Annotated in this window: 10 protein-coding genes; 7 read left to right on the top strand and 3 right to left on the bottom strand. The window is 30.3% G+C overall.

Annotated features, from left to right (window positions below):
* Positions 1-25 precede the first annotated feature (25 nt).
* Positions 26-1,645 (bottom strand): ABC-F family ATP-binding cassette domain-containing protein, encoded by a 1,620-nt coding sequence (locus tag BST83_RS04725; protein WP_104808795.1) that lies wholly within the window; start codon positions 1,643-1,645, stop codon positions 26-28.
* A 186-nt stretch (positions 1,646-1,831) separates the two neighbouring features.
* Here BST83_RS04725 and BST83_RS04720 point away from each other — a divergent pair, with 186 nt between their 5' ends.
* Together BST83_RS04720 and BST83_RS04715 are read left to right on the top strand one after the other, a co-directional pair.
* Complete coding sequence (locus BST83_RS04720) at positions 1,832-3,232, top strand: hypothetical protein (protein ID WP_104808794.1); 1,401 nt, start codon at positions 1,832-1,834, stop codon at positions 3,230-3,232.
* Between the two features lie 143 nt (positions 3,233-3,375).
* Complete coding sequence (locus BST83_RS04715) at positions 3,376-5,190, top strand: DEAD/DEAH box helicase (RefSeq protein WP_104808793.1); 1,815 nt, start codon at positions 3,376-3,378, stop codon at positions 5,188-5,190.
* Between the two features lie 45 nt (positions 5,191-5,235).
* Here the strand turns inward: BST83_RS04715 and BST83_RS04710 are convergent, their stop codons facing one another.
* The gene (locus tag BST83_RS04710; protein ID WP_104808792.1) at positions 5,236-6,744 is read right to left on the bottom strand and encodes a bifunctional metallophosphatase/5'-nucleotidase; all 1,509 of its coding nucleotides are present in this window, start codon (positions 6,742-6,744) and stop codon (positions 5,236-5,238) included.
* Between the two features lie 66 nt (positions 6,745-6,810).
* The gene (locus tag BST83_RS04705) at positions 6,811-7,668 is read right to left on the bottom strand and encodes a hydroxymethylglutaryl-CoA lyase (protein WP_170062739.1); all 858 of its coding nucleotides are present in this window, start codon (positions 7,666-7,668) and stop codon (positions 6,811-6,813) included.
* Between the two features lie 82 nt (positions 7,669-7,750).
* Between BST83_RS04705 and BST83_RS04700 the strand changes: the two genes are divergently transcribed.
* From BST83_RS04700 to lolA1, 5 genes are all read left to right on the top strand, one after another.
* Positions 7,751-8,920 (top strand): MFS transporter, encoded by a 1,170-nt coding sequence (locus tag BST83_RS04700; RefSeq protein ID WP_104808790.1) that lies wholly within the window; start codon positions 7,751-7,753, stop codon positions 8,918-8,920.
* A gap of 213 nt (positions 8,921-9,133) precedes the next feature.
* Positions 9,134-9,631 carry a thiol peroxidase gene (gene tpx / locus BST83_RS04695; protein WP_104808789.1) on the top strand — a complete coding sequence of 166 codons (498 nt, stop codon included), beginning with the start codon at positions 9,134-9,136 and terminating at the stop codon, positions 9,629-9,631.
* Between the two features lie 3 nt (positions 9,632-9,634).
* Positions 9,635-10,015: a diacylglycerol kinase family protein gene (locus BST83_RS04690; RefSeq protein ID WP_104808788.1), complete on the top strand. Its 381-nt coding sequence runs from the start codon at positions 9,635-9,637 to the stop codon at positions 10,013-10,015.
* A gap of 43 nt (positions 10,016-10,058) precedes the next feature.
* Positions 10,059-12,488, top strand: coding sequence for a DNA translocase FtsK (locus BST83_RS04685; RefSeq protein WP_104808787.1), 2,430 nt, complete (start codon positions 10,059-10,061; stop codon positions 12,486-12,488).
* A 35-nt stretch (positions 12,489-12,523) separates the two neighbouring features.
* Complete coding sequence (lolA1, locus tag BST83_RS04680) at positions 12,524-13,180, top strand: outer membrane lipoprotein periplasmic chaperone LolA1 (RefSeq protein WP_104808786.1); 657 nt, start codon at positions 12,524-12,526, stop codon at positions 13,178-13,180.
* Positions 13,181-13,226: the final 46 nt, after the last annotated feature.

The following is a 13,226-nucleotide window of genomic DNA, read 5'->3' as shown; positions in this document are numbered from 1 at the left end:
GCTTTGCGATCTCTGCGTTTAAAAATTAAGCATACATACTTTCACGCAATTCTTTAATTTTTGGATCTGATAAATAATCATCAAAAGTTGAATATCTATCTATAACTCCCTTAGGCGTTAACTCAATTACCCTGTTAGCAACGGTTTGCGCAAACTCATGATCATGCGTAGAAATTAAAACAGTTCCTTTAAAGTTAATTAACGAGTTATTTAAAGATTGAATAGATTCTAAATCTAAGTGATTTGTTGGCTCATCTAAGATTAAAATATTAGCTCTTTTCATCATCATTCTAGAAAGCATACAACGTACTTTTTCTCCTCCGGAAAGCACATTACTTTTCTTCAAAGCTTCTTCGCCAGAAAAAATCATTTTCCCTAAAAATCCTCTTAAAAAAACTTCCTCACGCTCCTCTTCTGTTTGTGCATATTGTCTTAACCAATCTACTAAATTTAATTCTCCGCTTTGAAAAAATGATGAATTATCTAATGGCAAATAAGATTGAGTTGTAGTAACACCCCAAGAAAACTTACCCGCATCTGCTTTTTCATTATCTGTTATAATTTGATAAAAGGCAGAAATTGCTCTAGAATTTCTAGAAATAACCGCAATTTTATCCCCTTTATTTAAATTGATATGTACATTATCAAATAATTTATCACCTTCAAACTCTTTTGATAAACCATCAACCGTTAAAATCTGGTCTCCGGCTTCTCTATCTCTATCAAAAATAATTGCGGGATAACGTCTGCTAGAAGGTTTAATATCTTCAACATTTAATTTCTCAATCATTTTTTTACGAGAAGTTGCTTGTTTCGACTTCGCAACATTGGCAGAAAAACGACGAATAAATTCCTCCAATTCTTTCTTTTTATCTTCGGCTTTTTTATTTTGTTGTGCTCTTTGTTTTGCTGCTAATTGACTAGATTCATACCAAAAAGTATAATTACCGGAATAATTATTTATTTTGCTATAATCGATATCAGAAATATGTGTACAAACTGAATCTAGAAAGTGCCTATCATGCGAAACTACAATTACACAGTTATCAAAATTTGCGATAAAGTTTTCTAGCCACTCAATAGTTTCAAAATCTAAATCATTGGTTGGCTCATCCATAATTAACACATCAGGATTTCCAAACAGCGCTTGAGAAATTAACACACGTACTTTTTGTTTACCATCTAAATCTTTCATTAGAGTATAATGTAAATCTTCGGTAATACCTAAATTAGATAGCATTGCAGCAGCATCAGAATCTGCGCTCCAACCATTCATTTCTTCAAAAATTATTTGAAGCTCACCAATTTTATCCGCATTTTCATCAGAATAATCAGCATACAAATCATCTATCTGCTTTTTAATTTTAAAGAGCTCCTTGTTACCCATAACAACGGTTTCTAGAACAGGAAACTCGTCAAAAGCATAATGATCTTGGGATAAAACAGACATTCTTTTTCCTTTTTCTAAGTGAACTTGACCAGAAGTTGGATCCTGTTTACCAGAAATAATTTTTAAAAAAGTCGATTTTCCTGAGCCATTTGCACCAATAATTCCATAGCAATTTCCTTGAAGAAACTTTGTACTTACTTCATCAAACAAAATACGTTTTCCAAACTGAACGGATAAATTAGAAACTGATAACATAATTGTATTTTAAATTTCTGCAAAAGTACTAAATTGATTCTCTTTCCTTGCCTGATTTCTAATGCTTTTTGTAAAAAAAGATCTTAAAAGTTAAATTCTACTTAGAATATTTTTAACAGCGTATTAACAACTACAGCAACCTTGAATACCTAAATTTGTTCGTAGATTTTTTTGCCGTAAACTACTATGATGAAAAAAATAATTTACTTTTTACATTTATTGCTTTTAATGGCTTTATTGGCTTTAATGGGTTGTGATTCTAGTAAAAAGGAAACACTAACTTATTTTGGTGGTAAAATTATTAACCCAAAATCTAAATATGTGGTGCTTTTTTCTTTAGATAAAGTAATAGATACTTTATACTTAGATACAGAAAATAAATTTCTTGGAAAATTAAAAAACGCAAATGAAGGTTTGTATTATTTTTTTCATGGTGATGAAAATCAGTATATCTACCTAGAACCAAAAGATAGTTTAATGTTGCGTTTAAATACTTGGGATTTTGACGAATCTTTGGTATTTGCTGGAGAAGGTGCAGAAAGAAATAATATTTTAATAGATTGTTTTTTAGAAGACGAAAAGGAACGAAAAGCTTTTTATGATTTTAACAGGTTAGAACCTAAAACTTTTAAAAAGAAAGTAGCTTATTTAGAAAAGCAAAAGTTAGGTACATACAACGATTATTTAGAAAGTCATCCAAATGAAACCGAAGGTTTTAAAGAAATTTTAAAAGTTGCACTTATGTATCCTCTATATGAACAAATAGAAAAATACCCAATAATCTATGCTAAACATTCTGATTCTGAGCATTTCCCTAAATTAGACAAGTCCTTTTTCAATTATAGAAATCATGTGAACATAAACAAAGATTCTTTAATGTATTATCCTCCTTATTTTGGATATGTTAGAACTTATTTATACAATGAAACCTATGCATTAGGCCACCCATCAGTAAAAAGTAAATATTCGTCAAAATTTACTTCAGACCTATTGACCATAATTGATAAAAATATTACTTCTGAACTTTCAAAAAATGTACTCTTAAAACAAACTGTTATTAGTCATTTTTACAACAAATCTAGTTGTGAAATAAATGAAGAAGCTTTTGATAAATTTTTTGAGTTTAGTACGAACAAAAAAGATAAAAATCAAATTCAACAAATAATCAACGATTCTAAAGCTGTCAAAAAAAATAATATTTTACCCGATTTTAATGTCATTGACTTTGCAAATATTGAAATACCTATAAGTAAAATTATAAAAGGTAAGAATGCGCTCCTTTTCTTTTGGAATGAGGAATATTATACAGAAAATTATATAGCTTCAAGAATAAATTATTTATCAAAAGCCTATCCAACAGTAAGTTTTATTCAAATAAAAATGGATGGAGTAAAAACTAAAGGTATTGAAAATTCTGATTTAAAAAACCAATATTATATAAATGGTAAAAGTGAGGCAAATACTTTTTTAACTAGTAAAATGCCACGCTGTATTTTAGTAAATAAAGACAGAAAAGTAACAAATGGCTACGCATCTTTTTCTTCTTTTAACATAAACCCTTATTTAAAGGCACTTAGCGAAAATTAATTAATTCGTTTATAGGTGTATTATCTACTTAAATTAAAGTACCTTTGCACGATTTTAAAATTGAGATAACTCAATAAAATCAAGTCCAAGAATTATAATCAGATTTACAGGTGGGCGTTCTGTGAATCTACAAAAACACAGTAATGTCAACATTTAAAGAATTAGGTTTAAAAGAACCTATCATCAAAGCATTAACAGATTTAGGGTACGAAAACCCAACTGTTATTCAAGAACAAGCAATTCCACAAATAATTACCTCTAAAAGCGATTTAAAGGCTTTTGCACAAACAGGAACCGGTAAAACAGCTGCGTTTAGTTTGCCTATATTAGAACTTTTAGACACCAATAGCAATAATGTTCAAGCAATCATTTTATCACCAACAAGGGAACTTGCCGTTCAAATTGGTAATAATATTAAAGATTTTTGTAAATACTTAAAAGACGTTAATGTAACGACTGTTTATGGTGGATCTAGTATGGAAGAACAAATTAGATCTTTAAAAAGAGGGTCTCAAATTGTTGTTGGAACTCCAGGTAGAACGGTAGATTTAATTAATAGAAGAGCTTTAAAATTAGGAGACGTTAAATGGTTAGTCTTAGACGAAGCTGATGAAATGTTAAACATGGGCTTCAAAGACGAATTAGATAAAGTTTTAGAAGCAACACCAGACACCAAACAAACCTTATTATTTTCGGCAACCTTCCCTAGAGAAGTAGAGTCTATTGCAAGAAATTATATGACAAATCCAGTTGAAATTACTTCTGGTCAAAAAAATCAAGGTGCAGATAATGTAAGTCATGAATTTTATTCAGTTACAGAAAGAACTCGTTATCCGGCTTTAAAAAGGATTGCAGATTTAAATCCAGATATTTATGCAATTATTTTTTGTAGAACTCGTCGAGAAACACAAGAAGTTGCAGACAATTTAATAAAAGACGGTTATAGTGCAGATTCTTTGCATGGAGATTTATCGCAAGCACAAAGAGATTCTGTAATGGGAAAATTCAGGAAAAAATCAATTCAAATATTAGTAGCTACAGATGTTGCTGCTCGTGGATTGGATGTAACTGAATTAACACACGTAATTAACCATAAATTACCAGATCAAATAGAAAACTATACGCACAGAAGTGGTAGAACTGGTAGAGCTGGTAACACCGGAATTTCTATTGTTTTAGTAAATGGAAAGGAAAAAGGAAAGTTAAGAGCGATCGAGAAAATTATTCAAAAGAAATTTGAAGAAGGTAAAGTACCTTCTGGTAAAGAAATTTGTCAAAATCAATTAATGAACTTAATTGATAAAGTAAACAATATTGAAGTAAATGAAACTCAGATTAATGAGTTTTTACCAAGTATTTATGACAAATTAAAAGATTTAGATAGAGAAGAATTAATCAAGAAGTTTGTGTCTTTAGAGTTTAACACGATGTTATCGTATTATGAAAACGCTAAAGATTTAAACGATTTATCTAGAGATAATTCTAGATCTAGAGATACAGCAGATAATATGACTCGCTTTTTTATCAATATTGGTAGAAAAGACAGTTTAAACCCCGCTAAATTAATTGGATTAATTAATGACCAAAATATTGGTGATAAAATAGAAATTGGTGCAATTGATATTTTAGATACGTTCTCTTTCTTTGAAATTGATAAAAATTTCGAAGACAAAACATTAGAAGCTTTTTCTTCTAATCAACCAGATTTTGACGGTCGTTCTGTAAATATAGAAATTACTAAAAAAGATCGTTCTGACGGCGGTGGTGGCGGACGAAGAGGTGGTAAAAAACCTTTTGGTAAAAAAGATGGCGGCTTTGGAAGACGAAAAGGTTCTGAAGGTTCTTCATCTTCATCTGAAGGAGGAAGAAAAAGAAGTGATCGCCCTTCGGATAGACCAGACAGAGGTTCTGCTGACAGAAAAACTGGAGGATTTGGAAGAAGACATAGAGAAAGATAGTCTACAAAAATATACTTATAAAGCCTCACAAAATGTGAGGTTTTTTTATTTCTGAGTTTTTAAATATTCAATAACCGCTTTTCTAATATCAAAAGCTAGTTCGTTATTTTTTGGAGTATAAACTGAAAGTACTTCTTTGTTTTCCAATGATAAAAAAGGAATATCAAAACCTTTTAATAAGTAATCAGAAAAAGCAACCGTGTATGTTCTTTTAATATCTATTTCTTGGTTTTTAATATGCCATTTCTCTCCTACTTTTTCTGCATTAAACCTATGCAAATAGGCTCCAGTTCCGGCAGCTAAAAGTCCGTAATCTAAAACAAGTTTTAACAGTCTTCCTTTAATTTCAACTTTTAAAATCTCACCTCCATAGGGTAAAACTCTAAAAACATCTACCGCATTAATATCTCCTACTAATTCATCATCAATTCGAATAGAACCTCCATTTACGATTGCGCAATCAACTTTATCTTCAAAAGCAAAAGACATCGATTTTGTAATAATTGTTCCTAAATTAGTTTTTTTACTTCTAATTTGAGTATCTCTTCCATCCAAAGGAATTTTAGTTTTGTAGATTATCTCCTCCGGATTTTCGATAATATCTTTAATTTGTGTTTTTAAAATATCTTGCCATTTATGAACTACTACTCCAACTTTTTCATCACTCTTAATTGTTGCGTTTATTTCTTTTAATTCTGATTTTACAATGGTTTTCTTTGTCTTTTTATCATAAGAAACTCTATGGATATATGCCGTTTTAGCATTTGCATCGGCTTTAGAAATAATTACATTTCCTATTTTATCATAAGAATTTGTGTGTTCGTGACCACCCATAATTAAAGGTAAATTCGGTATTAATTTTGCAATTCTTTTATCATTTGTTAATTTTACATGTGTTAAACCAAAAACAACATCCACAGAATCTTTTATAGCCGCATAAGAAGCTCGCGCTTTTACAAACATATTTCCGTATTCTACGTATTCTGCGGGATTTGAAGGAATGCAAACACTTATAAAACCGACCTTAATTTTTGTACCATCTTCATCTGTAAACTCCTTTATAAACGTTTCATTTAAAGAAATTTGTTTTCCTTCCACTTCTTTGTAAAAAGGAATTGATTTTTCTTTTGTTTTTAATTTCACATTGGCAGAAATCCAGGGAAAATTACTTTCATTTAAACGTCTTTGTAAATCCTCTTGAGAAACATCAAACTCATGGTTTCCAAATGCAACCAAATCAAAATTCATCGCATTCATAACTTCAACCATTTGCCTCCCTCGAACTCTTTCTCCATCTACTTTTATGGTTCCTATTAAAGACGGATTTAAAAAATCGCCCGCCATAAATAACATTGTGTTTTTGTTCTCTTTCAATAATTCTTGATGCACAGTTTCTACTCTTCCCATTCCTCCAAATTCTCCTCCCTGAATTGGGGCTATTTCATACACATCATTAATTTGCAAAAAAGTGAACTCAATTTTATCATCATCTTTTTTACAAGAAAATAAAAGTGCAATAGATAGAATATATAGGAATAATTTTATACTTTTCATTTTAATTTTTTTTTTTGGTTTCGACAGTGCTTGACCAGATAAGTTTATAAATTACAGCTTTAAATCTTACACGAAAACCTCTAAAGCTTTGTTATACGCACTTTCAAAACTCATGGGCTTTATGTTTGTATCGGCTTTTGCCGCAGTAAAATAACTCAATAATTTTTCTGTTGGCATGTTGCCGGTTAATTCATCTTTCGCCATTGGGCAGCCGCCGTAACCTTTAATTGCACCATCAAAACGGTTGCAACCAGCTTTATATGCGGCATCTACTTTTTCGTGCCATTTATCTGGAGTTGTGTGCAAATGTGCACCAAACTCAATTTCTGGATACTTCGGAATTAGATTCGAAAATAAATACGAAATCACTTCTGGAGTAGAACTACCAACGGTATCTGAAAGCGATAAAATTTTTACACCCATTTTAAAAAGTTTCTCTGTCCACTCGCCAACAATATCAACATTCCAAGGATCTCCATAAGGATTTCCAAAACCCATAGATAAATACGCAACTACTTCTTTTTTTGATTTATCAGCAATATTTAAAATTTCGTCTAATGCTTCTATTGATTCAGCAATCGTTTTATGCGTATTACGCATTTGAAAATTTTCTGAAATTGAAAAAGGATATCCTAAATAATCAATCTCTTCAAATTGTGATGCATCTTTTGCGCCTCTTACATTTGCTATAATTGCTAACAATTTACTTTGTGTTCTAGATAGGTCTAATTTCGCTAAAACCGCCGCTGTGTCTCGCATTTGAGGTATGGCTTTTGGCGACACAAAACTACCAAAGTCGATGGTCTCAAAACCAACTTTTAATAAGGAATTAATATACAATGCTTTTTTTTCTGTGGATATAAAATGAGATTTTATACCTTGCATTGCATCTCTTGGGCATTCTATGATTTTGACTTTTTTCATCATTTCAAATATAGATAAAGTAATGTTGTTGCAAAATAATTTACGCTGATTATTATCCCCTTTATGGTAAATTCGCTTTCAAATGAGTAAATCAAAAATAATATTGCCCGTAATTGTTATTTCTCAATTTTTTTGTACCTCTTTGTGGTTTGCAGGAAACGGAGTCATGAGCAACCTTGTAAACACATTTCATCTAGAAGAAAATGCACTTTCTTTACTAACTTCTGCGGTTCAATTTGGATTTATAGCGGGTACTTTAATATTTGCGCTATTTACTATTGCAGACCGTTTTTCGCCCTCAAAAGTGTTTTTTATCAGTGCTTTTTTTGGCGCTCTTTTTAATATTGGTTTTATTTTTGAAAATCAAACTTTAGTTAGTTTGCTCACTTTACGTTTCTTAACAGGATTTTTCTTGGCAGGAATTTACCCTATTGGAATGAAAGTTGCTACTGATTATTATCAGAAAGGATTAGGTAAATCTTTAGGATTTATAGTGGGAGCCTTAGTTTTAGGAACTGCCTTGCCACATTTATTAAAAGATATTTTCATCCAATTTTCTTGGAAAAGTGTTTTAATTGCAACTTCTTCACTGGCGCTAACTGGAGGTTTATTAATGTTACTATTTGTTAAGAATGGTCCTTTTAGAAAACCAAGCACAACATTCGATGTATCAATTTGCTTTCACCTATTTAAAAATATAAATTTTAGAAAAGCAGCCTTCGGATATTTTGGTCACATGTGGGAATTGTATACTTTTTGGGCTTTTGTGCCTATTTTGCTAATTACATATCAAAACCTGCATCCAGAAATCACGTTTAATATTTCCATTTTATCCTTTATCATTATTTCAAGTGGCAGTATTTCCTGTATTATTGGAGGTTATATTTCAGAAAAAATAGGCGTTAAACAAACTGCTTTTAGCTTTTTATTCTTGTCTTGTATTTGTTGTATTGCCGCTCCCTTTCTATTTCAAGTTACAAATAAAAATTTATTTATCGCTTTTTTACTGTTTTGGGGAACGGTTGTTATTGCAGATTCACCTTTATTTTCAACTTTAGTTGCTCAAAATACACCATCAAAAGACAAAGGTACCGCTTTAACAATTGTTAATTGTATAGGGTTTTCAATTACAATTATTAGCATTCAAATTATAAGTAGCTTATTTAATTTCACAAAGTCAAATTTAGTTTTTTCAGCTTTAGCAATTGGCCCTATCTTTGGATTGATGAGTTTGAGAAATAAAACGATATAAATTTTAAAATAGATATTCTTTATTTATATTACACTCATGAAAATTTAAATAGTTAAGAAAGAAATTCAGTTTTTGTGTCATTATTCTGTAACAAAGAAAAACCTTAAAATATAACACAATAATAATTTTTGTTAATACGTAGTTAAAAACTGAGTATTTATAGAAGGAGTTTTCTTTTTTGTGTTATTTTTGACCGAACTAATAAATAAAAAAATGGCAAATATTACACTAAAAGGAAATGCGATAAACACAATTGGTACTTTACCTAAAATTGGTGCTAAAGCAGCTGATTTTAAATTAACTGCTGTAGATTTATCAGTAAAAAGTTTAAAAGAATATGCAGGTAAAAAAATTATTTTAAATATTTTTCCAAGCGTAGATACTGGTACTTGTGCAACTTCTGTAAGAGAGTTTAATAAAAAAGCAGCAGATTTAGAAAATACAGTAGTTTTATGCGTTTCTAAGGATTTACCTTTTGCTCAAGCTCGTTTTTGTGGTGCTGAAGGACTTGAAAATGTTGAAATGCTTTCTGATTTTGCTACTGGTCGTTTTGGAAAAGAATATGAAGTAGAAATTACAAACGGACCTTTAGCCCACTTGCATTCAAGAGCAATAATTATTGTTGATGAAAACGGAAACGTAGTATATACTGAACAAGTTCCTGACATTGTTGATGAACCAAATTACGCGGCTGCTCTAAAAGCAATTTAATTTATGAAAAATCCTAACGATGGTTATTTAAGAGGAAGATTAAGGAGTTTAAAATATGCCTTTAAAGGTTTTTATATTTTAATTACAACAGAAGATAGCATAAAAGCTCAGTTATTTTTTGCCTTAATTGCAACGATATTAGGATTTTATTTTAACATCTCTGAGACTGAATGGTGTTTGCAATTCATTGTTATTGGCTTAGTTTTAGTCGCAGAAGCAGCAAACACCGCTATTGAAGAATTAGCAGATTTTGTGCACCCAAAGTTTCATGTAAAAATTGGTTTGGTTAAAGATATTGCCGCGGGTATACCTACCTTTGCTGCGCTTATATCATTAATTGTTGCAGGTTTTATCTATATTCCTAAAATTTCATTGTTATTTTAAGCAAAAAAGTATCTTTACTTTTTAAAAGTATAATTAAATTTTAATGGCTAAACAGAAATTAAGTACCAATAAAACAAATGCCCAGAAAGTAGAAAAAACTAGTATTTTTTCTTACATAAAATCAAGGCATTCAAAAACATTGTTCTCAATATTTTTAATATTGTTTTCGTTTTTTTTATGTATTGCATTTATTTCGTTTTTTTTTAACTGGCAAGAGGATCAAAGTACATTAAACTACTTAACAGATAAAACTGTACAAAGTAAAAATCTTTTAGGTAAAATTGGTGCACATTTAAGTAACTTTTTTATCTATGAAGGTTTTGGATTAGCTGCATTTATAATTCCTTTTCAAGTTTTTTTAACAGGATTTTTTACAATTGTTCAAAAGAAATTTTCAAGAATTATTATTTCTTGGAACTGGGGTTTACTTACAATGGTATGGATTTCTATAGCTTTTGGATTTCTAAATGAAAATTATGCACTTTTGTCTGGTGTTGTAGGTTTTGAAATTAATAATTATTTACAAACTTTTATTGGAAAAACTGGACTAACAATCATTTTAATATTTACACTAATAAGCTACCTAGCTTTCCGTTACAAACTTTCATTTGATGCTTTCATCGAGAAAATGAAACAAAAAAGAGTGCAACGAGAAGCTGATAGCCTAGAAGAAGAAAGTCTAGACAAACCCTCAGAAAAAATTAAAGAAGAATCAAGTTCTGAATCTATCCATTTAAAAAAAGATAAAAAATCAGAATTTGAAGTAGCCCTAGAAAATTTAAAACCAACAATTGAAAAACATTCTGATGTTTCTCCCAAAAACGAAGGTATTATTTTAAAAATTGAAAAAGATCCTGAATTAAAAATTGAAGAAACAGTAAAAGTATTAGAAATTGATATTGAAGAAACCGAAGAAGAAGAATCTTCTACTGAAAATTTATCCGATAAAATATTAAAAGATTTTGGTGAGTTTGATCCTACTTTAGAATTATCAAACTTTAAATTCCCAACTTTCAATTTATTAAAACAATACAATGAAAGTATTTCAATCGATCCGCAAGAATTAGAGGCAAATAAAGACCGAATTGTAGAAACTTTAAAAAACTATAAAATTGGTATTGCAGAAATTAAAGCTACTGTAGGACCAACGATTACTTTATATGAAATTGTTCCAGAAGCAGGAATTAGAATTTCTAAAATTAAAAACTTAGAAGATGATATTGCATTGTCTTTATCGGCTTTAGGTATCAGAATTATTGCGCCAATTCCTGGAAAAGGGACCATCGGTATAGAAGTACCTAATAAAAAAGCGACAATTGTTTCTATGCATTCTGTTATTTCATCAAAGAAATTTCAAGAATCTCAAATGGAATTGCCAATTGCTTTAGGTAAAACGATTTCTAATGAAACTTTTGTAGTTGATTTGGCAACAATGCCTCACTTATTAATGGCAGGTGCTACTGGTCAAGGAAAATCGGTTGGTTTAAATGCGGTTTTAACCTCTCTTTTGTATAAAAAACATCCTGCAGAAGTAAAATTTATTTTGGTTGATCCGAAGAAAGTAGAACTGACCTTATTTAATAAAATTGAGCGCCATTATTTAGCAAAATTGCCAGATGTTGAAGAAGCAATTATTACGGATACGACAAAAGTTGTACACACATTAAATTCTTTATGTATTGAAATGGATAACAGGTATGACCTGTTAAAAGATGCCATGGTAAGAAATATTAAGGAATATAATGTAAAGTTTAAACAGCGTAAACTAAATCCTAACGACGGTCATCATTTTTTACCGTATATCATTTTGGTTATTGATGAATTTGCTGATTTAATTATGACCGCTGGTAAAGAGGTAGAAACACCAATAGCGCGTTTAGCACAATTGGCGAGAGCAATTGGAATTCATTTAATTGTTGCAACACAAAGACCCTCTGTAAATGTAATTACAGGTATAATTAAAGCCAATTTTCCTGCAAGAATTGCATTTAGAGTTACCTCAAAAATAGATTCTAGAACTATTTTAGATTCCGGTGGTGCAGATCAATTAATTGGACGTGGAGATTTACTATATACCGCAGGAAATGAAATAAATAGAATACAGTGTGCTTTTATAGATACACCTGAAGTTGAAAAAATTACAGATTTTATTGGTTCTCAAAAAGCCTATGCCGATGCTTATTTATTACCGGAATATGTAGACGATGAAAGTGGCACAAGTATTGATATTGATATTGAAGACAGAGATAAATTATTTAAAGATGCCGCAGAAATCATTGTGACAGCTCAGCAAGGTTCTGCTTCTTTGCTGCAAAGAAAATTAAAATTAGGTTACAATAGGGCGGGAAGATTAATTGATCAGTTAGAAGCGGCCGGTATTGTTGGGGGTTTTGAAGGAAGCAAAGCGAGACAAGTTTTAGTGCAAGATTTTATAGCATTAGAGCATCTATTAGAAAACGAAAAGAAACAATAAATTCTCGAAAATATTCGGGTTTACAATCACTACACATGAAAAAAATAACAACTTTATTTTTAAGTTTATTTATAACTACAATTGCTATTTCTCAAAACTCAAAAGGAGCAAAATCTTTGTTAGATGACGTTTCTGCAAAAATGGGAGCTTATCAGAATATGTTTATTGGTTTTAGCCAAACTTTAAGTAATGAAGATGCAGGAATTAAAGAAGGTGATGAACCGCCAATAAGAGGTGAAATTTATCTACAAGGAGAAAAATATAATTTAAAATACTTGGGGAATGATTTTATGTACGACGGAAAAAAACTCTATGTAATTAATAATGATGAAAAAGAAATTTCTATCACTAATGGTGATATAGATGGTGATGATGGTTTTATTTATCCTTCAAAATTATTAACTTTTCACAAAGAAGGTTACAATTTTAAAATGGGAAAATTACAAGATATGAATGGTCGAAAAATTCAGTTTGTAACCTTAAATCCCATTGATAGTAATTCAGACATCGTTAAAGTAGAGTTAGGTATAGATGCGAAAACAATGCACATTTACAAACTAATTCAAACGGGTTCAAATGGATCTAAAACGACATTTACAATTACTGAGTTTAAAAGTAATCAACCTTTATCAGAAACCTTTTTTAGGTTTGATAAAAAAAGGTATTTAGGTCAAAACTATACTATAGATTAATTATTTCAATTAACAGAAAATTAGTAGCACCTTTATAATTTAGATG

Origin of the sequence: Polaribacter filamentus (genome assembly GCF_002943715.1) — a bacterium.
Taxonomy (GTDB): domain Bacteria; phylum Bacteroidota; class Bacteroidia; order Flavobacteriales; family Flavobacteriaceae; genus Polaribacter; species Polaribacter filamentus.
Note: the sequence above shows the minus strand (reverse complement) of the source record. Positions and strands in the feature narration are given on the sequence as shown.

Excerpts from the sequence above, each read along its gene's own strand:
- BST83_RS04705 (WP_170062739.1), bottom strand. The coding sequence starts at position 7,668 with ATGAAAAAAGTCAAAATCATAGAATGCCCAAGAGATGCAATGCAAGGT.
- BST83_RS04715 (WP_104808793.1), top strand. The coding sequence starts at position 3,376 with ATGTCAACATTTAAAGAATTAGGTTTAAAAGAACCTATCATCAAAGCA.
- BST83_RS04700 (WP_104808790.1), top strand. The coding sequence starts at position 7,751 with ATGAGTAAATCAAAAATAATATTGCCCGTAATTGTTATTTCTCAATTT.
- lolA1 (WP_104808786.1), top strand. The coding sequence starts at position 12,524 with ATGAAAAAAATAACAACTTTATTTTTAAGTTTATTTATAACTACAATT.
- BST83_RS04710 (WP_104808792.1), bottom strand. The coding sequence starts at position 6,744 with ATGAAAAGTATAAAATTATTCCTATATATTCTATCTATTGCACTTTTA.
- BST83_RS04725 (WP_104808795.1), bottom strand. The coding sequence starts at position 1,645 with ATGTTATCAGTTTCTAATTTATCCGTTCAGTTTGGAAAACGTATTTTG.
- BST83_RS04690 (WP_104808788.1), top strand. The coding sequence starts at position 9,635 with ATGAAAAATCCTAACGATGGTTATTTAAGAGGAAGATTAAGGAGTTTA.
- tpx (WP_104808789.1), top strand. The coding sequence starts at position 9,134 with ATGGCAAATATTACACTAAAAGGAAATGCGATAAACACAATTGGTACT.
- BST83_RS04720 (WP_104808794.1), top strand. The coding sequence starts at position 1,832 with ATGATGAAAAAAATAATTTACTTTTTACATTTATTGCTTTTAATGGCT.
- BST83_RS04685 (WP_104808787.1), top strand. The coding sequence starts at position 10,059 with ATGGCTAAACAGAAATTAAGTACCAATAAAACAAATGCCCAGAAAGTA.